This is a genomic window from Rhizobium sp. F40D2 (assembly GCF_051810745.2).
Taxonomy (GTDB): domain Bacteria; phylum Pseudomonadota; class Alphaproteobacteria; order Rhizobiales; family Rhizobiaceae; genus Rhizobium.
Window position 1 is genome coordinate 331,417 of sequence record NZ_JBPWQX020000001.1, and the last position, 20,259, is coordinate 351,675.

Here is a 20,259-nt window from a genome sequence, read left to right on the forward strand (position 1 = left end):
CGTATCTCACTATGTCTTCGGCGGCTGCCATCTCTCCCAAGTCCGTCAGCCACCGCAATCCCGCATCTGTGGGGGTGCCCGAGTGGGACCTCCCTCCGCCCTCTCCTCAATCTCCTCGCGACGCACCCGGAGCGTCTTCGGCGAGGTAGACCTCGATCAGTTCGTCGACGCTGGTTTCGGCGGTGAAGCCCAGTTGCGTCGCGCGTTCAGGCGCAAAGGATTTCGGCCAGCCGGCGACGATCCCTTCGATGACCTCGTCGCGGCGGCGATCGATCAACTCGACCGCCTCGGGGCCGGCCGCCCGGCGCAACGCGGCGATCTGATCGGCAACGGTGGCGGCAACGCCGGGCATGGTGAGCGTGCGCCGCGCACCGAGCGACGATGTGTCAAGCGTCGCGGCGTGGATCAGAAATTTGACGGCGGAACGTGGGCTTGCCAGCCAGTGCTTGACCGTTTCCTCCACGGGCAGAACCGCCCGCTGGCCCGCCAGCGGCTCCCGCAGGATTCCGGAAAAGAAGCCCGATGCGGCGGCGTTCGGCGCGCCGGGCCGGATCACGATGGTCGGCAATCGAATTCCCACGCCGTCGATGAAGCCGCGGCGTGAATAGTCGGCCAGCAGAAGCTCGGATATCGCCTTCTGCACGCCGTAGCTGGTGAGCGGCGCCTGGACGTAATCGTCGGGGATCGGATCGGGAAACGGCGAGCCGTAGACCGCAATCGACGAGGAGAAGACGAAGCGGGGAACATAGGCTTGCCGGCTTCCCTCATGACGGATCGCTTCCAGCAACGCTCGCGTGCCATCGAGATTGACCCGGTAACCGAGTTCGAAATTGCGCTCGGCCTCGCCGGAGACGATCGCGGCGAGATGGAAGATCACGTCGGCCCGGCGGGCCGCCAGGGCTTGCGCCGCATCGCCTTCGGAAATATCGGCAGCCAGGGCTTCGACCGAGGCAACGACGCCGGCTGGCACCGGCGGCGGCGCGATATCCACAAGCGTCATGCGGGTGATCGTTTGAGCACCGAACGAACCGCTGCGCGCCAAGCTGGCGGCGAGCTTCCGGCCGATCATTCCTCCCGCTCCGATAATGAGAATATGCATCCTATTCCCCCCGTCTTCGATGTCTCGTCTCTGCCGCTCTTCGCCCGCGAACTACGCGAGGAGCAGCTTGGTTGTCGTATAAATGCGGGTTTCATGGATCGCGAAGGCCGCGCATGCGGCATCCGGATCCCGCGTCTCCAGGCCGGCGAGGATCAGCCGGTGATCGGCGATGCTCGTGGCGATCGTTCCGGGCTGCGATACGACGCGCCTGCGGTGGCTCAGAAGATAGGAATAGAGGTCGGCTGCCATGTCGGCCAGCACGGCATTGCCGCTGGAACGGTAGATGGCGGTGTGAAATTCCCGGTCGCAGATCAAGAAACGGACGGGATCGTCACAGGCGGCTTCCTGTGCCGCAATCGACTTGCCGAGATAATCAAGCGTCGACGATTCCATCTTGACCGCGGCAGCCCTGACCACCTGCGCTTCGATCAGCAGCCGCGCCTCATGAACATTGTCGAGACTATAGGCCGCAATGTCGCGATAGCGCGCCGCCTGGACAGCCAATTCGCCGACATCTGCAGATGCCACCACCGTGCGGGTTCCCTGCGCAACCGAGAGAATTCCATGCGTCGAGAGGATGAGGATGGCGCCGCGGACGGTCTCGCGGCTGACCGAGAGCGCGGCAGCCAGCTCACGTTCGCTGGGCAGTGGATCGCCGGTTTTGAGGATGCCGGTGGCGATGAAGGTCGCAATCTTCTGGACGACGAAGTCTTTCATCGACTTCTTCGGCGCTCCGCCAAGCGTCGCTACCTCTTCGAGCATCGCTCGAACATCCATTGCCATGCCCCTCCCTGAGGTCTACTGGTCCGGTAAGTGGGCCAGTAGACCTCAGGGGGAAGAGGTTGTCAACGCTTGATGTCGGCAATCCACTCCGCTGTAATTTGGAGCGGTTTTATGAAGGGCAAGATCGGCATGAAGCGAAATTCAATGCGATCAAACCGCTGGCCACGGTCGGGCTCGTGGTGATGCTCAAGCCGCGGTGGAGACTTTGCCAAGCCGTTTGATCGCCTGCTCCAGCGGGCGCTGGCCATCGTCATAATCTTCCCAGGCAGTCGATTTCCACAGCAGTGCCGGCACGGTGCGGATGGTGAAGCGTTTCGGGTCGAGATCGGATTTGACCTGGGTCCAGGTCAGCGGCATCGAGACGGTGGCGCCCGGCCGGGCACGGGGCGACAACGGCGCTACAGCCGTCGCCATCCGGTCATTGCGGAGATAGTCGAGGAAGATACGGCCGTTCCTCAGGCTCTTGTTCATTTTGATCAGATAGAGATCGGGATTGTCGCGCGCCATCTGCTGGCAGACGTCGTGCGCAAAACTCTTCGCCTCAGCCCAGGAAAGCGGCTTGCGTTTGTTGATCGCAAGCGGCGTGACGACGTGCAGGCCCTTACCGCCTGTGGTCTTGCAGAAACCGATCAGGCCCAGAGCGTCGAGACGGTCGCGCATCTCACGGGCGGCGGAAACGACTGTCGAGAACGGCACGTCGGGGCCAGGGTCGAGGTCGAACACCAGCCGGCCCGGCACCTCCGGCTTATGCGGTTGGCAATTCCAGGGATGCAGCTCGACAGCGCCGATCTGCGCGACAGCAGCCAGGCCCTCGACCCGGTCGATCTGTAGATAGGGCTTCTTGTCGCCGAAGACCTTGACCAGTTCGAGAAGGTTGGAGGTGCCGGGCATCGCATGGCGCTGGAAGAATTGCTCGCCCCCGAGCCCATCGGGCGCACGAATGATCGAACAGGGGCGTCCCTCGATATGCACGATCATCCAATCGCCGACAGCCTCATAATAGCGGGCCAGCTCCTCCTTGGTCACCGGTTTGCGGTCATTGGCATCCGGCCATAGCGGCTTGTCCGGGTTGGAGATCATCACGCCCATGACCTCGGCTTTGGCGCCCTTTCGGCGGGCGGGCCTCGCCTTCACCTCCGCCTCCCCGCCGGCTCCGGCACGTCGGTCTCTGCGGGCTTCGCCGGCCGTTCGGCCTTGACCTCCCTGGCCGGCTTGTCCTTCCGCAGGCCCTTGAAGGCCGCCTGGCGGACGATGCCGTCGGCGGTCCAGCCGGCGAACTCGATTTCCGCCACCAGCTTGGGCTTCAGCCAGGTGACCTCGGCCTCCTTCTTTGGCGCGCCGATGCCGGTGAAGGGCGATTTTGCCGTCTCGAGCGCTTGCAGTTTCGGAAGCAGCGTTTCCACTTTCTTCGCGCTATATCCCGTGCCGACGCGGCCGACATAGACGAAATGGTCGCCGCGGTAGACGCCGACCAGCAGGGATCGGAATTTGCCGTTGGTCTTGGCGTAGGCGCCGATCACCACTTCGTGGCCGGCGCGGCATTTCGACTTCGCCCAGCTTTCGGTGCGGCCCGATTGATAGGGTGCATCGCCCTGCTTGGAGACGATGCCTTCCAGTGAGAGCTTGCAGGCGGAGCGAAGGACCGCATCGCCGCCGGTCTCGAAATGCTCGACGAAACGGAGCCGAGAGTCGTCACCGGCATCCGCCAGCAGGCTCTGAAGCCGCGCCTTGCGCTCGACGACCGGCAGAGATCGTAAGTCCTCGCCACCCGCGTAAAGAAGATCGAAGGCGAAATAGACAAGATCGCTAGTCCGGCCTTCCGAAATGGCGGCCTGCAGGGCTGCGAAATCCGGTACGCCATGGTCGTCGAGAGCGCAGATCTCGCCGTCGATGATGGCGTCGGGCAGCACCGATGCCGCCTCGGCGATCTCTGGATATTTGCCGGTCCAGTCAAGCCCTTTGCGGGTCTTCAGCGTCACCTCGCCGTCAAGGATGCGCATCTGGATTCGGTAGCCGTCGAACTTGATCTCGTGAATCCAGCCCTCGCCGGCCGGCGGCCGCTCCAGGGTCTGGCAAAGCTGCGGTGCGATGAAATCCGGGAGGTCGACCCTTGCCGCCGTTTTCGGCGTCCTGCCTGCTCGGCCCTCCTCCTTCCTCTCTTCGGCCGCCAGTCCGTGGTTGCTGTCCCAGACGGCATCCGCCTGAACAACGCCGCCCTTGATCATGAACGGTTTTGGTTTGCGGCCCTTGCCGGCAGCGATCGCATCCATCGTCCGGCCGGAGGCGACGGAGGTGTCGTTGTCTTCCAGGACGGCTGCGCCATCCTCCTCGACCGAGAACGCGTCGTGGTGTTTGATCAGCAGCCAGTTGGTTCGCTTGCCGCCGTCGCGATCATTGCGCATGCGCACCAGGACGAAGCTTCCGCGCAGCCTTTCGCCTTCCAGGGTGAACTTGAAGTCGCCCTTGGCAAGCGCCTGCTCCGGGCTCTTCTTTCCCTCGGGCTCCCAATAGCCGCGGTCCCACAACATCACCGTGCCGCCGCCATATTGGCCTTTCGGGATCGTGCCTTCAAAGTCGCCATAATCGAGCGGGTGGTCCTCGACCTCGACGGCCAGCCGCTTGTCGTGCGGATCGAGCGATGGGCCCTTGGTGACAGCCCAGGATTTGAACACGCCGTCGAGTTCGAGCCGCAGATCGTAATGCAGCCGGGTGGCGTCATGTTTCTGGATGACGAAGCGACGACGATTGCTGCGCGCGATCTGCTTCTCGCCGTTCGGCTCCGCCGTTTTTTGAAAGTCGCGCTTCGATCTGTATGTCGAGAGGTTGTCACTGGCCATGGTCGTTTCCGAATCAGCATCCCCAAAGCACGGAATGCCGGCTGGCGGCCGGAAGTTCCATGATAGAACTCATCGGAGCGCTCGGCTTGTCAGCCTATCCGATTTGTCGGCGACAGCAGGCCATGAAAATTTCGCCTTCGCGTTGTATCGTTCTCGTGCTTCAAACGTTAATTGCTACCACCGGGATGCAAACATGCGCGTTGACCAATGGCTCTCCCTTCTCCTCATCGCGCTTATGATGGGGGCCTTCCTATGGGGGCGTTATCGATACGACGTCGTCGCCGTGAGTTCGCTTCTCCTCGCGGTCATTGCCGGCATCGTGCCTGCCAAAATCGCCTTTTCCGGATTTGCCGATGACATTGTCATTATCGTCGGCAGTGCGCTGATTGTCAGTGCGGCGATATCCAGGTCGGGGATCATGGATCTGGCGCTGCGCCGATTTTCTCCCGAAAGACGCGGGCCGCGGATGCAGCTGATCATTTTGGTTGCCATCGTTGCAGCCCTGTCGGCTTTCGTCAAAAATATTGGTGCGCTGGCGATCATGATCCCGGTTGCCGTGCAGATGGCCAGGAAATCACGCGTGTCACCGTCGATGTTCCTGATGCCGATGTCTTTCGCCTCGTTGCTCGGAGGGCTTATGACACAGATCGGCACATCGCCTAACATCATCGTTTCCCGGGTGCGCGAGGAGATCACCGGGCAGCCGTTCACGATGTTCGATTATACGCCTGTCGGCCTGGCGCTCTCGGTCGCCGGCGTGGCCTTTCTGGCACTGTTCTACAAGCTGCTTCCCGAAAGATCGCGGGTGGAAACGTCGATGGATGAGGCGGTGGCGATCAAGAACTACACGACCGAAGCCAAGGTCACCGCGCCATCTGTGGCGATTGGCCGGTCTATCAGCTGGCTGCAGAAGCCGGCCGGCGGCGATGCGATGGTGACCGCGATTATTGGCGGCAGCGGCCGAAGACGAACGCCCCTACCCGACACCGTCCTTAAGGATGGCGACCTCCTCATTATCGAGGGCGAGCAAAGCGCCCTCGATAAGATTGTCAGTGAAGCCAAGCTCCAATTGTCCGATCGTAAACACGAGCCCGAGACCCGCCGGGACATCAGTTCAGTTGAAGCCATCGTCGGCGAACATTCCCGCCTGATCGGTGTCAGCGCAAAAGATGTCTCTCTCTTCCACAACACCGGCCTCAATCTTCTTGCCGTGAGCCGCCGGGACAGGCGCTTCACCGAGCGTCTGGGTGAGATCAAGATCCGCAATGGCGATGTCGTGGTCTTGCAGGGCAACTTGCAGAAGCTGCCGGATCTTTTACGCGAATGGGGATGTTTGCCGCTGGTCGAACGGGATCTGAAGCTTGGCAATGCCCGCAACGGCATGATCCCCGTCATGATCCTGCTGGCGACGATGGGGGCGACGGCTTTCGGCGGCGTTCCCGTCGCGACGGCATTTTTTGCCGCCGCCTTTCTGATGGTGGTGACCGGATCCGTTCCCTTGCGCGATGTCTATCATCATCTCGATGCGCCCATTCTGATCATGCTGGCCACTCTTATCCCGATCAGCGACTCGCTCAGAACCACAGGGACCACCGACATCATAGCCGACCTCCTGTCGCGAACCGCCGAGATGCTTCCCCCATTCGGCGCCCTGGCTCTCATCCTGGTTGCGGCCATGGCGGTGACACCGTTTTTGAACAACGCTGCGACCGTTCTGGTCATGGCGCCGATCGCAGCGACCTTTGCCGCCAAGCTGGGCTTTCGGCCCGATGCGTTTCTGATGGCGGTTGCCATCGGCGCCGGCTGCGATTTCCTCACGCCGATCGGCCACCAGTGCAACACACTGGTCATGGGGCCGGGCGGATATCGATTTGGCGACTATGCGCGATTGGGCCTGCCGCTCTCGCTGATTGTCGTGCTCGTCAGTGTGCCGGCCCTGCTGGCAGTCTGGCCGATCTGACCGGCGGATTCTGCCCGTGGCGCGAAGCAATTCAGGTTGCGCCGGCGGCGCAGCCTTGCAGCGTTATTTCCACTGCGTCGCGTCACCGGCAGCGCAGCCATACGGCGGCAGCGAACTGGCAAAGGTGATTTTCAGCTTGGCGCAGCCCCAGTTGTTGATCGGGCCGGGCATAAAATTGTTGAGGGTGATGCCGATTTCATCATAGGGGCTGTCGGTATTGGAGACATAGCGATACCAACGGAAACCGGTAAAAACGACAATCGCAAGAGCGATCGTCAGCAGCAGGCGGAACAATTTTTTCACGATAATTTCCTTTAAATGCAAATGGCGCCGTTTAGCACTCCGATGTCGAAGCGGAAAGCTCGTAGTGAGAATTGAGATATCGGGCGGCGCAATCGATCTTCAACGGAATCTGCAATGACCATCGAAGCAGGACGTAATTCACATCCGATCCACTTCATCGGCGCTTTCGCGACCGGTGGGCTCCTGACGTTCATGGTGCATCTGAACGGGGAACTGGCACGTTACGGCAATCCGCTGTTCTCGTCCTGGACCGCGCACGGCACGGGCATGGTCGCCGCCGTCATTCTTCTTTTGGCGATCTACCGCCGACGCGCTCCGATGGCGGGAAAAGCTGCCAGAGCACCCTTGTGGGCCTATCTCGGTGGGGTATCCGGGGCCGCAACGGTTATTTTGACCTCGACCGCGGTCAACTCGCAGCTCGGGCTCTCGGGCACCTTGGCTTTGGGGTTGGCAGGCCAGGTCGTCTTCAGCCTGGCGGCCGACAATTGGGGACTGTTCGGTCTGCCAAAGCGTCGCCCCGACATACGAGACACCGCCGCGCTCGGCATGGTCCTCGCCGGCGGCGCACTCATTATCCTGTTTGGGCGAGGTGGGGCGTGACGGTGTTCATTCTCATTGCTTGCCTCGGCGGCGTGCTCGTCGGCCTCAGCCGTCAGCTCAATGGGCGGTTGAGCATATCGACCACGCCGCTCATCGCATCCTTCTGGAACCATGCCGTAGGCTTTGCTGTGTTGACCTGCCTTGGTCTCGTTGCCGGAGGCCTGCTTCCTGCCGGCGCCGCCGAGGCGCCTTGGTATATCTATCTGGGTGGTCCGATCGGCGTCGTTTTCGTAGCGGCCGGCAGTTGGTCGATTGCGCGCATCGGCGCGGTCAATACGGCTCTGTTGATCATTGGCGGCCAGATGGTCACCAGCGTGGCGCTGGATTATGCGCGCGCTGCTCCGACCTCGTTCTGGGCGAACGCGACCGGAATTGTTCTCATCGTCGGCGGAATGATGGTCAGCCGCAGGCGACGCAAAAGCGGCGGCTCGCAATAGCCGCCAGCAATTCTGCCGAAGCCGTCAAAGACAAGGTATCGGCTAATTCGCGCGTCCAAGGGTGGTAAGGGCGTCCTGCAGTCTGAGTGCCGCAAGCGCCTTCGTCGCCTCATCCGGTGACCATCCGGCCTCCAGCGCCGCAGCCAGCACCAGCGATTCCGTTTGAAGCTCGAGCTTCTCGTAAAGCGGCTCAAGGGCTTCGCGCGCTGTGACAACGTGCTGGTCCGGGGGAGTGATGGATGTTGCGGCAACCGTAGGCATGAAATGCTCCTCCTATTGAACGCTAAGGTTCGAAACCCGTTAGGGGCATCCTTGTTCCGTGCAGATCGCATTTTGGCCTAGTATGACAGAACGTGTTCTGAAATCCCGACGTCGATACTTCGCCTTTGAGGCCTTCTATAGCGCCGAGCGAAAACCTTCTATTAAGGCCAGCAGGCAAGCTACCGCATAATTGCGTAAATCGGAAGCGACTTGAGGATTGTGCCGCGATTCGGGGCGTTGCCGCGTTTGTTGGGCGTCGTGAAGAAGCGCCGAAGCACCCATACCCCGCACATGAATACCCGATCGCCCTTGAGCAGCATCGTATCCTCGATGTTTGCAGAGCATGACGACACCGGGCATTCCCCGGAAAGACAAGCAAGATACAGATACCTGCCTTTACAAATCGATCACGACGTCACCCTGAGGCTTTGAGCAGCAGATCAGCACGTTCCCATCCGCCGGCGCATCGACCGGGTCTGGCCGGTAGCCGACGCTCCCTGCGACAAGCCCGGTCTCGCAGGTGTGACAGACGCCGGTTCGGCACGACCATCGCACCGGCACATCACAGGCCTCCGCCAGTTCGAGCAGGTTCTGGAATGTCGACTCCCAGCGCACATTGAGACCGGTGCGCGCAAATGACACCATCGGCCCGGAGCCTGGACACCCTGCCGGTAAGTGTGGCGGACGAGGCGGCGAAGCAGACATTCCTGGGGTTATCGACGGACCGGCGCCGAACATCTCGCTGTAGATGCGATTGGGGGCGATGCCCAGGGCAGTCAGCCCGTCGGTCAGATCGCTCATGAATGTCGAGGGTCCGCAGATATAGACATCACAATCGCGCGGTAGCTCGAGCGCTTGCAGCGCCGGTACATCCAGACGGCCAGAAGCGTCGAAATCCCGCTCGAGACGATCCGCGGGATCGGGCGAGCTGTAGCGAATGTGGCTGCGATGGTGAGCAAGCCTCCCGAGCAGCCCGCGCGCCTCCTCGGCAAACGGATGTTCGCGGCCGTTGCGGGTCGCGTATAACCACCAGACTTGCCGGGTCGACGCTTCGGCCGCCAGAGCAAGAAGCATCGCCAGCACCGGCGTTACGCCGATACCCGCACTCAAGAGAACAACCGGCGAGGCGCCCGGCCGCAACGTGAAGCCGCCGCGTGCGGCACTTGCCTGCACGATGTCTCCAACCTGCAATTCATCGTCGATGTAACCGCTGGCAAGGCCGTGGGCCTCCCGTTTGACACTGACACGATAGTGACTGGCGCTGGGTTCGCCTGACAGCGAATAGCTACGCATCATCGCTGGCGCAGAAGCTGGTTCGAGCCGCAACACCACGAACTGCCCGGGCAGTGCCGCGGCAACGGGTTGGCCATCCGTCGGCTCGAGCAGGAGCGAGGTCACATTGCCGCTTTCCCGCACCTTGCGCGACACACGCATAGGGCGGAAACCGCGCCATGCGGGCGGTGGGCCAGACGCGGCGGCAAGCCCGGCATTTCCCGTCGCCTCGCCCTCCTCCCGTTTCTGCTTGAGCAGCGCCTCGAATGAACCACGCCAGCCGGCGCTCAGCGCCGGGATGCGCAGCGCGCGCTCCAATTGGTCACGAGGGTGGCCGGGCATGTAAAGCAGCGCGTTGATCGTAAAGATACTCATGCCCTCCGGGCCGGCCGCAACCTTCGTAATCTCGTCGCCCGCCCGCACCTCCCCTTCCTCCAGCACACGCAAGTAGAAACCGGGACGACCGTGTTTGACCAGCAACGCGGCCATCTCCGGCTCGTCCATGCGTATGCCAAGCCGGTAACAGCTGACGCGCGGCTGCGTCACCTCGAACAACGCGGCGCCGATCCGATAACGGTCTCCAATGCAGACTTCTGTGTCCGGCAAACCATCGATGGTAAAATTCTCTCCGAACTGCCCATGGACAAAGTCGTCTCGGCGCAACTGCTCCTGCCAGTACCGGTAGGAATCGATCTGATAGACAAAGACCGCGCGGCCTTCGCCGCCATGGCCGGCGAGGTCCGCTTGTCCATCGCCGTCCACGTTCAGTCGCCGCACCATGCGCGGGCCGCCGACCGGCGTTTTCCAAATGGCGGTGTTGACGATCTTGCCTTGCCAGGTGATGTCGCGCGGCAGGCCCACATTGACCGAGAGCAAGCGTACCATGACATTTCTCCCGAATGATGAGGTCGTCAGAGGATGGCTGAGGAACGGGCGCGGCTCTCCACGAGGCTGCTTCAGTGACCTCCCCCCAGTCGCCCGCAATCACAGGCTCGCCGATGATACCACCGAAGGGCTTTTCGATCGATCAGATGGTGGTGTCGGCGACGAGGTCCCTTGCAGTCCGTGGGCGGGGCGCAGGGCGGCGTGACGGTGTTCTCCTAGGCCGACGGCCCGCAATAGCCAAACGCCAGGGTCAAGCCGCAGGCAATCCCGATATGAGCTGAAATCACAGGGTTGTCGCAAAACCGCCTTGGACGGCGGGGAACGTCTCCCCGCCCGCAGCATCGTTCGGCCACGGCCTTCTCAGGCGAGGTATTTCGTAAACCAGTCGACCGTGCGCTGCCAGGCGAGCTTGGCGGCCGCTTCGTCGTAGCGCGGGGTGGTGTCATTGTGGAAGCCGTGATTGACGTCGGGGTAGACATAGGCTTCGTAGGTTTTTTGAGAGGATTTCAGCGCGGCTTCATAGGCCGGCCAGCCTTCGTTGATGCCCTTGTCCAATCCGGCATAATGGAGAAGCAGGGGCGCCTTAATCTTCGGCACGTCCTCGGCGCGCGGCTGCCTGCCGTAGAAAGGCACGGCGGCGGCAAGTTCCGGATAGGCGACCGCCGCGGCATTGGCGACGCCGCCGCCATAGCAGAAGCCGGTGATGCCAACCTTGCCGGTGGTGAGGTCGCTCTTCATCAGAAACTCCACGGCCGCGAAGAAGTCGTTCATCAGCTTTTCCGGGTCGACCTTCTGCTGCAGCTCCCGTCCCTTTTCGTCGTTGCCGGGATAACCGCCGACCGACGTCAGTCCATCCGGCGCCAATGCGATGAAACCGGCCTTTGCGACGCGCCGCGCCACATCCTCGATATAGGGGTTGAGGCCTCTGTTCTCGTGCACGACCACCACGGCCGCGACTTTGCCGGCGGCTTTTGCCGGGCGAACGAGATAGGCGCGGACGTTTCCATTTCCTTTCGGCGAGGGATAGGTGATGTATTCAGCTGATATGTCGGGATCGGTGAACTCGACCTGGGTCGCCAGCGCATAGTCGGGGCTCAGCGATGAGAGAATGGCGGCTGCCGTCAGCCCTCCGACCGCGAATTTGCCGGCCCGGTCGAGAAACTCGCGCTTGGTGATTTTCCCGTGCGCATAATAATCATAGAGTTCGAGAAGTTCCTGCGGGAAATCCTTGGCTGTCATGCGGGTCATGATGGCTCCTCCTTGCCTTCGGGTTTCGCACCATCCTACACACGCAAACTCACGTGTCTTTTCAACATTTCGCGAGTCCCGCGTGTGCTTGCCGGGGCGATGACCACCCGCGGTGACGGAGGCTGAATTCGCCGCCTCTGCTTCAACAGGTGCGCGCTTCTCAATTTGCAATCCGCGTCCTGCCGGCCGCAGCCGCCAATCGACAGCCGTCTACCGATCTATGAAAATAAATTTCATCCTCGTGCTGTGAGGCCCGTTTTCTATTGACGCCTCTCGTTTTTTGTCCCAACTTAAAGAAAATAAATTACTTAAACTGGGAACTTGATCGGCATGAAAGTGGGAATCATCGGGCTGGGATTCCGGCTCGGCTATCTCGGCTACGTCTTCAAAGCAATCGACAGCAGCTTCGACATTGTCGGCTATGTGGATCCGGAACCTGCCGGACTTCCAGGGTTGACGGAAAAGGGAATTTCGGTCGGCAAGGCCTATGGGTCGCCGGAAGAGCTGCTGGCTTCCGAAAAGCTCGATCTGTTGATGATCGGCTCCCCCAATCACCTGCATCTCGATCATATCAGGCTCGGCCTGCAAGCCGGCCTCAAGGTTTTCTGCGAAAAGCCGATCGTCACGACGATCGCTGAAAGCATCGAGCTTGCCCATCTGATGGCGAAGTTCGGTCATGAGCGGCTGATGGTTGGTTTGGTGCTGCGTTATTCCCCGCTTTACAAGGATCTGCGCGCCATCCAGGCCGAGGGCAAACTCGGCCAGATCGTCTCGATCGAGGCTTCCGAGCACATCGAGCCCTATCACGGCGCCTTCTTCATGCGCGACTGGCGTCGCTACGAGCGCTATTCCGGCAGCTTCATGCTGGAGAAATGCTGCCACGACCTCGACCTTTATAATGGTGTCGTCGGCGCAAGGCCGGAGCGCGTGGCAAGTTTCGGCGGCCGCAAGAGCTTCATTCCGGCCAACGACCCGGCGCGCGAGGGCATCAACGACCTCGAGCTTTTCCACCGCAAGCCGAGCGGCTGGATGGGATCGGACAAGGTCTTCGATAGCGATGCCGACATTATCGATTACCAGGTGGCGATCGTCGAATATGAAAATGGCGTGGGCATGAACTTCCACACCAATCTGAACGTGCCCGACCAGTTCCGCCGTTTCGCCATCATGGGCTCGCGCGGCATGGCCGAAGGCGATTTCGTGCGCGGCTATCTCGATGTGCATGAGCAACTGACCGGCAAGAAGGTGATCGAAAACAAATATGCCGCCACCGAGCTCTCCCAGCATTACGGCGCCGACGAACAGATGGCGAGCGACCTCTTGGAAAGCGTGTGCACCGGGCTCGAACTGCCCGTTTCCACGCTGAATGCGCTCGAAGCCGGCATCCTCGCCTTGGCGATGGATGAGGCGAGGATGAAGAAAACCGTCGTCGACCTGCGTCCCGTCTGGGATCGCTTCGACGAGGCGCTCCACGCCAGAGCGGCTTGAGGAAGGCGGCAAGATGAGTGTCCAAAGAAGCGCCTTCATCTTCGCCTGGCTCCTTCTCCTCCCGGCCGTCCTCTATGTTCTCGCCATCGTCGCCTATCCCCTCGTCGATACCTTCATACTCTCCTTCACCGATGCGTCCCTCAGGAAGACCACCAATTGGGTCGGCTGGGTCAATTACCAGAAAATCTTCAACGCCACCTTTGCGGAGGTCATCTTCCGCACCTTCGTCTGGACGTTCTTCTCGGTCGCGCTGAAAATGGTGATCGGCACATTCGGCGCGACGATGCTGAATGCCGCCGTGCCGGGCCGCTCGCTGTTCCGGCTCTTGACCATGCCGCCGTGGATCGTGCCGATGGCGATCGGCATCTTCATGTGGGGCTGGATGTATAATGGCCAGTTCGGGATGATATCCGGCGTTTTGCAGCGCCTCGGTCTGGTCGACGGCCCCGTCGCCTTTCTCGCCTATGGCAACACCGCCTTCTGGGCGACGATCATCACCGACGTGTGGATCGGCGTGCCGCTGGTGACGATCTACTTCCTGGCGGCGATCCAATCCATTCCGAAGGATCTCTACGAGGCCGCCTGGACAGACGGTGCCGGCCGCTGGTACCGCTTTCGCCGCATCACCCTGCCGCTGATGGTGCCCGCCATCATCACCATGTCGATGCTGTCGCTGATCGCCACGTTCAACTCGTTCGACATCATCTGGATCCTGACGCAGGGCGGACCGAGCGGTGAGACGACGACGATGATCATCGATACCTATCAGACCGCCATCGGCTCGAAGAAATACGGTGAAGGGGCCGCACGCGCCGTGCTGATCTGCATCTTCCTGTCGCTCTTCTGCTTTGCCTATTTCCGCGTCACCCGCCGCCTCAACCCGGAGAAGCGCGCATGAGCAGTGCTGCCTTGATCGACCGTTACCGCTGGTGGGAAATCATCCTGATCTATTGCGGCATCGCGCTGTTTCTGTTTTTCGTGCTGGCGCCTTTCTTCGAAGGTTTCATGGTTTCGCTCAAACCCCTCAGCCAGCTCTTCTCCTCGCCCTACCGCTTCTGGCCGGAGAATGGTTCCTTCGAAGCCTACCGGACGATGTGGGTCAGCGTGCCGGGTTTCGGGCGCTATATCTTCAACTCGTTCTTCATCTCGATCATCGTCACGCTGATCGTGCTCTGCCTCGTCATTCCGGCGGCCTACGCCTTCGCCAAGTTCGAATTCAAGGGCATGGGGATTCTGCTCGGCGCCTTCCTGACGGTGAACATGTTCTCCGGCGCCGTGCTTCTGATCCCGCTCTTCCGGCTGATGCGCAGCATGGGCGTGCTCAACACCTATCTCGCGATGATCGTGCCCGGCGTCGCCTTCCTCATCCCCTCGGCGATCTGGCTGCTGCGCACCTATATGATCCGTATCCCGCAGGAGCTCAACGAGGCTGCCTATATGGATGGCGCCAGCCATTTCTACACGCTTCGCCGCGTCATCCTGCCGATTGCGATGCCTGGGATCATCGTCGTCGCCATCACAACATTCATCGGCGCTTACGCCCAGCAATTCATCTTCGCGCTGACCTTCAACTCGAAGACAGAATACATGCCCCTGCCGGTGGGTCTCTTTGCCTACTTCGGTAAGCAGGAGGTCATCTGGAACGAACTGATGGCGGCATCCTTCGTCGGCATCGCGCCGGCGATGGTCGTCATCTTCTTCCTTCAGCGCTACCTTGTCGGCGGGCTGACCGCCGGTGCGGTGAAACAATAAGACCAAAAAACGAGTGAACAGCTAACACAAGAACGGGAGTCACGACGTGAGTATAACAATCAAGACAGGCCTTATGGCGCTCGCCTTGCTCGGTTCGACCGCACTGACCGCGGTCACTGCCCATGCAGCCGACAAGGAAATCAGCTGGATCTATTGCGGCGACACGATCGACCCGGTCCACACCAAATACATCAAGCAGTGGGAAGAAAAAAACGCAGGCTGGAAGATCGCGCCTGAAGTCGTCGGCTGGGCGCAGTGCCAGGACAAGGCAACGACACTTGCCGCCGCCGGCACGCCGGTTGCCATGGCTTATGTCGGTTCGCGCACGCTGAAGGAATTCGCGCAGAACGATCTTATTGTCCCGGTGCCGATGACCGATGACGAGAAAAAGTCCTATTACCCCCACATCGTCGATACGGTAACCTTCGAGGGCAACCAGTGGGGCGTTCCGATCGCCTTCTCCACCAAGGCGCTTTACTGGAACAAGGATCTCTTCAAGCAGGCGGGCCTTGATCCCGAGAAGCCGCCGAAGACCTGGGCCGAAGAAATCGAGATGGCAAAGACCATAAAGGAAAAGACCGGCATTCCGGGCTTCGGTCTCTCCGCCAAGACCTTCGACAACACCATGCACCAGTTCATGCATTGGGTTTACACCAACAACGGTGCGGTGACCGATGCCGAAGGCAAGGTCACGCTCGACAGCCCGGAAATCCTCGCAGCGCTGAAGGCCTATAAGGACATCGTCCCCTACTCCGAAGAAGGCCCGACGGCCTATGAGCAGAACGAAGTCCGCGCCATCTTCCTCGACGGCAAGGTGGCGATGATCCAGGCAGGTTCGGGTGCAGCCGACCGCCTGAAGAAGACGCAGATCAGCTGGGGCATTACGACGCTGCCGCTCGGTCCGAACGCCAAGGGCCCCGGCACGCTGCTGATCACCGACAGCCTGGCGATCTTCAAGGGTTCGGGAGTCGAGGACAAGGCGACGGAGTTCGCCAAGTTCATCACCTCTCCGGATGTCCAGTCGGAATACGAGCTGCAGGGCGGCGCCGGCCTCACCCCGCTGCGTCCTTCGGCAAAGGTCGACGAGTTCGTCGCCAAGGATCCCTATTGGAAGCCGTTGATCGACGGCATCAGCTATGGTGGTCCGGAGCCGCTGTTCACCGACTATAAGGGCTTCCAGAACTCGATGATCGAAATGATCCAGTCGGTCGTGACTGGAAAGGCCGAGCCGGAAGCCGCACTCAAGAAGGCAGCCGGCGAAATCGAAGCCTTCAAGTAATCCCTCCTGAGGCTCCCTGGGGTCGCGGCAAAAACCGCGGCCCCTCCCCTATATCGAATGTGCGACGAAGGCCGCCGGCGGAGACAGATTTTTGGGACAGCTCGTTCTTAACAAAGTTCAGAAATTCTATGGCGACTACGAGGTTCTGAAGGGCGTGCAGCTCGACGTGAAGAACGGCGAGTTCGTCGTTTTCGTCGGGCCGTCCGGCTGCGGCAAATCCACCCTGCTGCGGATGATCGCCGGTCTCGACGCGACGACGGCTGGCGATATTGTCATCGACGGCATCAGGGTCAACGACCTGCCGCCGGTCAAGCGCGGCATCGCCATGGTGTTCCAGTCCTACGCGCTCTACCCGCACATGACGGTTTTCGAAAACATCGCCTTCCCGCTTCGCGTCGAGAAGATGGAAGAGGCAAAGCTCAAGGCCAGGGTTGAGAATGCGGCGCGCATCCTGCACCTGGAACAGCGACTGCAGCAGAAACCCGGCATGCTTTCCGGCGGTCAGCGCCAGCGCGTCGCGATCGGCCGCGCCATCGTGCGCGAACCGAAGATCTTCCTGTTCGACGAGCCGCTCTCCAACCTCGACGCGGCGCTGCGCGCCGATATGCGCATCGAGCTTGCCAAGCTGCACCGGCAGTTGAAGGCGACGATGATCTATGTGACGCACGACCAGGTCGAGGCCATGACTATGGCCGACCGCATCGTCGTGCTCGACGCCGGCGACATCTCCCAGACAGGCGCGCCGCTGGAGCTTTATCACAAGCCCGCCAATCAGTTCGTCGCCGGCTTTATCGGCAATCCGAAAATGAATTTTCTCCCCGTGACCTGCACGGGCGTCAGCGCCGGCGGCGTCGAGGTGGATTATCTCGGCCAGACGGCCGTTCTGCCGGTAACACCGCGTGACGGCATGGCCGGCAAGACGCTGACACTCGGCATCCGCCCGGAGCATATCCAACTGAACGGCGGTGATATCGTCTTTACCGTGACGCCGACCGTGATCGAGCGCCTCGGCGCCAATACGGTCGCTTACGCCTCGCTCAATGGCGAGGGCGAGAACTTCTGCGCCATGCTCCCCGGCAGCGTCGGCATCCGCGCCGATGCGCCTGTATCAACCGGCATCAATGCCGCCGACTGCCATCTCTTTGACGAGGCGGGCATTGCGTTTGAGCGGCGGGTGGAACTGACGGAAATCGATATGAACGTGATCAACCCGACGCGGCTTGAAGCGACTGGGCTCTTGGCCAATCTCCCGCGGACGGCAGTATCCAGCCGCAGGTCCGACGCATAAATTGTATTTATTGGCAACTCCCCTGCGGCGAAAGGCGGCCACCCGTAGAATCGCCACGGGTTGCGTAAGATCCGGCCGACCAGCCCGGGGCCGCTATGTCTACCAAGCTCGTGAAGGATGAACTCCTGCGCTTCCTCACCTCTACGAATGAGGAGGTGCTTTGCATCAGAGGGAAGTGGGGAACGGGCAAGACATGGACGTGGCGGGATATGCTCACCTCAAATCGGAGCAAGATCGCGCTAAAAAAGTACGCCTATGTCTCGCTGTTCGGCCTGAATTCGCTCGCGCAGGTGCGCAGCCAAGTCTTTCAGAACACCATTGACACGAACCAGATCGGCAAGGATTTCAGCCTTGAGGATATGGAGGCCTCGGTCAAAGCGAGCTGGGGTTGGGCAAAGAGGGGGCTGGCGCTCGTCCACAGACTAGGTGCCGGCAGTGATGACATGGAGTCCGCCCTATCCCTTCTGGCGCTCTCGGCCCGCAACCAAATCATTTGCATCGATGACCTTGAGCGGAAGGGGAAGGATTTGGACGCCGCCGACGTCCTTGGCTATGCCTCGCAATTGAAGGACGAGCGCAAATGCAAGGTCGTGTTCCTGCTCAACGAGGAGGGATTGGATAAGAAGAACCGAGACGCCTACGATGCCTATCTTGAGAAGGTCGTAGACGTCAGCCTGCTTTTTGCGCCGACACCGCTGGAGTCCGTGGGTATTGCGCTAAAGGGAGCGGACGAGGCCAGCGAGCTCACCCGCAAATATTGCCTGATGCTGGGTCTCGAAAACGTCCGCGTCATTACGAAGATTCACAAGGCAGTCACGCAGCTTGACGCGCTGCTGAAGGAATTTCCAAAGGGTGTGTTTGAGAATGTCGTCGCGTCCACCGTCCTATTTGGCTGGACCCAGCACCAGCCGGACATCGCGCCAACGATGGACTTCCTCCACACTTACGGCCGCCTCATCTTCGGCGCCAAGGAGGATGACCTTACCGAGCAGCAGGCAGCTTGGAAACGTGCTTGAGGAATACCCGTTCAACGGCATCGACGCGTTCGACCTGGAGATCGTGAAAGGACTGGCGAGCGGTTACTTCTCCCCGGATACCGTCGCTGCCCATGCGGACGAGCTGAATAAGCGTATTGAGGCACAAGATGCAATGAACAGATGGCAGGCGGCTTGGGAGACGTGGCGGTATTCATTCACCTCGCCGGCAAGCACGGTCACGCGGACGATAGCCGACGCCTTTATCAAGGACACGGCCTACCATACGAACGACCATCTCAACACGCTCTATGACCTGTGCATCAGCATGGGTGAGCCCGCGACGGCGAATCAGGTGCTCGAACACTTCCTCGACTTCAATAAGAGCAACGTCGAGGCGTTCAATGTCGATAACAGCTTCTATCATGGCGCCGACTTCCATATCGATGTGAAAACCGCGCTTGCCACCGCATACACTGCAGCCAAGCCAAAGCCGAGTTTCGAGGAATTGCTTATTAGTCTCAGCAATACCTACAACTCCAATACGCTTGAGGAGCTGGACAAGTACACGGATGCCGATTTCGAAGAGGTGTTTCTATCCTATGAGGGCGAGGAGCTGAAAAAGCGGATCGTAGGGGTCACGGATCTCCGACGCATCAGCAACCCTAGCCCGGAAGTCACGTCAGTCGTGGGGAAGGTCAATGCAGCCCTGATCAGCATCGCGGCGACCTCGCCCATCAACAAGGAACGGGTCGAGAAAACGTGGCGTGTGAAACTGCCGCCTCCGCCTGCGCCTGTTGCTGCAGCCTCCGTCGCAGCGGCTCCCGACACTAAGGCGGCTAAGCCCCGAGCCCGACCGCCACGGAAACCCAAGATCCCTTGAGGCACAGACGTCCGCCTCACCCGAAGCCAACCGTTTTGCCCCTGAGATGCCCCCCAGCCGTCTAGTCCATTCCCGCTTCCACTTTCCGACGTGATGCCTTGGACGGCGGCATAAAGCTCGCGCCTTCTTGAACCTACTCACTAAAGACCGAACAATCTTCTTTCCCGTCGAGACCAGCATGAACAAAGCTTTTGACCTAACCGCCGCCGCGGCGCATCTGTCCGACAACCCCAAGGCAGCAGACTTCATCAAAGCCGTCCGCAAGTTCCAGTCTGCCGTCTCGGTCACCAACGACTTGAAAGAGGCGCAAGTATCCGTCAACGCCCTTATTGCGATGAGAGGCGACGATTCCGCCCAAGACTACCTTATTCGCGCGCTGCTGATGCACGCGGTGGTCACCTATTGCCGAGCCTCTACGACGAAGGCCATTGAGCGTTATAACGTGGGGGTCACAGGTGCCTACTCCCCAGAACAAAAGGAGCAGCATGAGAGCATCGTATTTCTTCGTGACAGGGTGCTGGCCCACTTCGGGCCAGGCGATGGCTGGCATATTGAGAAGGTCATCTACACCGAGCAGGAACATGGCGACGCCATCACTGCTGTGCATAAGCGGGTGGCAAGTGACAGCGTCGTCGTGGATGTACTGAAGGAACTTCTGACAGCTGCGATCCCCTATGTTGAGGCACGGCAGGCTGAGAGAGCCAAGGAGCTGGACACGGTTCTCCATTCCAATCAGCAGCTTTACAAGCTGATAGACCGGGTGCCGTTTGACCCAATGGCGTTCTTCGGGGACACCGCCTGCGCCGGAGAAGACTTTTGGGGACCAGACGGGTTCTCTATTGATAGCACCATCCGGACAACGACGGCAGAGCGTCCAAAGTTGTGGTCAACCAAGCCTCGGTGAGAGCGA

The 20,259-nt window shown here is 60.6% G+C and carries 16 protein-coding genes and 2 pseudogenes; 11 read left to right on the forward strand and 7 right to left on the reverse strand.

The genetic code is table 11. The features are described 5' to 3' along the window. Positions 1–106: 106 nt before the first annotated feature. The 3 genes and pseudogenes from denD to ligD all read right to left on the reverse strand — a co-directional run bounded on the left by denD (position 107) and on the right by ligD (position 4,719). The gene (gene denD / locus ACS4RS_RS23870; protein ID WP_439013342.1) at positions 107–1,099 is read right to left on the reverse strand and encodes a D-erythronate dehydrogenase; all 993 of its coding nucleotides are present in this window, start codon (positions 1,097–1,099) and stop codon (positions 107–109) included. Positions 1,100–1,150: 51 nt separating this feature from the next. Then, complete coding sequence (locus ACS4RS_RS23875) at positions 1,151–1,876, reverse strand: FCD domain-containing protein (protein ID WP_439013343.1); 726 nt, start codon at positions 1,874–1,876, stop codon at positions 1,151–1,153. 192 nt (positions 1,877–2,068) lie between these two features. After that, a pseudogene (ligD, locus tag ACS4RS_RS23880) lies at positions 2,069–4,719 on the reverse strand (DNA ligase D). A 193-nt stretch (positions 4,720–4,912) separates the two neighbouring features. Here ligD and ACS4RS_RS23885 point away from each other — a divergent pair. Next, complete coding sequence (locus ACS4RS_RS23885) at positions 4,913–6,679, forward strand: SLC13 family permease (protein ID WP_439013345.1); 1,767 nt, start codon at positions 4,913–4,915, stop codon at positions 6,677–6,679. A 63-nt stretch (positions 6,680–6,742) separates the two neighbouring features. Here the strand turns inward: ACS4RS_RS23885 and ACS4RS_RS23890 are convergent, their stop codons facing one another. Then, positions 6,743–6,982, reverse strand: a complete 240-nt coding sequence (locus ACS4RS_RS23890) for a hypothetical protein (RefSeq protein WP_439013346.1) — start codon at positions 6,980–6,982, stop codon at positions 6,743–6,745. Between the two features lie 114 nt (positions 6,983–7,096). Between ACS4RS_RS23890 and ACS4RS_RS23895 the strand changes: the two genes are divergently transcribed. Both ACS4RS_RS23895 and ACS4RS_RS23900 read left to right on the forward strand, forming a co-directional pair. After that, positions 7,097–7,582, forward strand: coding sequence for a DMT family transporter (locus ACS4RS_RS23895; RefSeq protein ID WP_439013347.1), 486 nt, complete (start codon positions 7,097–7,099; stop codon positions 7,580–7,582). Beyond that, a complete protein-coding gene (locus tag ACS4RS_RS23900) occupies positions 7,579–8,019 on the forward strand; it encodes a DMT family transporter (protein WP_439013348.1) in 441 nt (146 codons plus the stop codon). The genes ACS4RS_RS23895 and ACS4RS_RS23900 overlap by 4 nt, the downstream gene beginning before the upstream one ends. A 42-nt stretch (positions 8,020–8,061) precedes the next feature. On the opposite strand, the gene ACS4RS_RS23905 is transcribed toward ACS4RS_RS23900, so the two are convergent. From ACS4RS_RS23905 to yghX, 3 genes are all read right to left on the reverse strand, one after another. After that, positions 8,062–8,280: a hypothetical protein gene (locus ACS4RS_RS23905; protein WP_439013349.1), complete on the reverse strand. Its 219-nt coding sequence runs from the start codon at positions 8,278–8,280 to the stop codon at positions 8,062–8,064. A 396-nt stretch (positions 8,281–8,676) separates the two neighbouring features. Then, the gene (locus tag ACS4RS_RS23910; RefSeq protein ID WP_439013350.1) at positions 8,677–10,437 is read right to left on the reverse strand and encodes an MOSC domain-containing protein; all 1,761 of its coding nucleotides are present in this window, start codon (positions 10,435–10,437) and stop codon (positions 8,677–8,679) included. Positions 10,438–10,797: 360 nt separating this feature from the next. Beyond that, entirely contained in the window at positions 10,798–11,685 is an 888-nt protein-coding gene (gene yghX / locus ACS4RS_RS23915; RefSeq protein ID WP_439013351.1) for a YghX family hydrolase, read from the reverse strand. 330 nt (positions 11,686–12,015) lie between these two features. On the opposite strand from yghX, the gene ACS4RS_RS23920 reads away from it, so the two are divergent. From ACS4RS_RS23920 to ACS4RS_RS23955, 8 genes and pseudogenes are all read left to right on the forward strand, one after another. Further along, positions 12,016–13,173 (forward strand): Gfo/Idh/MocA family oxidoreductase, encoded by a 1,158-nt coding sequence (locus tag ACS4RS_RS23920; protein ID WP_439013352.1) that lies wholly within the window; start codon positions 12,016–12,018, stop codon positions 13,171–13,173. Positions 13,174–13,186: 13 nt separating this feature from the next. Next, complete coding sequence (locus ACS4RS_RS23925; RefSeq protein ID WP_439013353.1) at positions 13,187–14,071, forward strand: ABC transporter permease subunit; 885 nt, start codon at positions 13,187–13,189, stop codon at positions 14,069–14,071. Continuing rightward, positions 14,068–14,925, forward strand: a complete 858-nt coding sequence (locus tag ACS4RS_RS23930; RefSeq protein ID WP_439013354.1) for an ABC transporter permease subunit — start codon at positions 14,068–14,070, stop codon at positions 14,923–14,925. Before ACS4RS_RS23925 ends, ACS4RS_RS23930 begins: the two co-directional genes overlap by 4 nt. Before the next feature lie 73 nt (positions 14,926–14,998). Then, the gene (locus tag ACS4RS_RS23935) at positions 14,999–16,204 is read left to right on the forward strand and encodes an extracellular solute-binding protein (protein WP_439013677.1); all 1,206 of its coding nucleotides are present in this window, start codon (positions 14,999–15,001) and stop codon (positions 16,202–16,204) included. Positions 16,205–16,295: 91 nt separating this feature from the next. After that, positions 16,296–17,420: pseudogene (locus ACS4RS_RS23940) on the forward strand (ABC transporter ATP-binding protein); the annotation flags it as partial. A gap of 167 nt (positions 17,421–17,587) precedes the next feature. After that, positions 17,588–18,508 carry a hypothetical protein gene (locus ACS4RS_RS23945; RefSeq protein ID WP_449314002.1) on the forward strand — a complete coding sequence of 307 codons (921 nt, stop codon included), beginning with the start codon at positions 17,588–17,590 and terminating at the stop codon, positions 18,506–18,508. Then, the gene (locus tag ACS4RS_RS23950; protein ID WP_449314003.1) at positions 18,501–19,349 is read left to right on the forward strand and encodes a hypothetical protein; all 849 of its coding nucleotides are present in this window, start codon (positions 18,501–18,503) and stop codon (positions 19,347–19,349) included. The genes ACS4RS_RS23945 and ACS4RS_RS23950 overlap by 8 nt, the downstream gene beginning before the upstream one ends. Positions 19,350–19,527: 178 nt before the next feature. Next, positions 19,528–20,253 carry a hypothetical protein gene (locus ACS4RS_RS23955; RefSeq protein ID WP_439013358.1) on the forward strand — a complete coding sequence of 242 codons (726 nt, stop codon included), beginning with the start codon at positions 19,528–19,530 and terminating at the stop codon, positions 20,251–20,253. Positions 20,254–20,259: the final 6 nt, after the last annotated feature.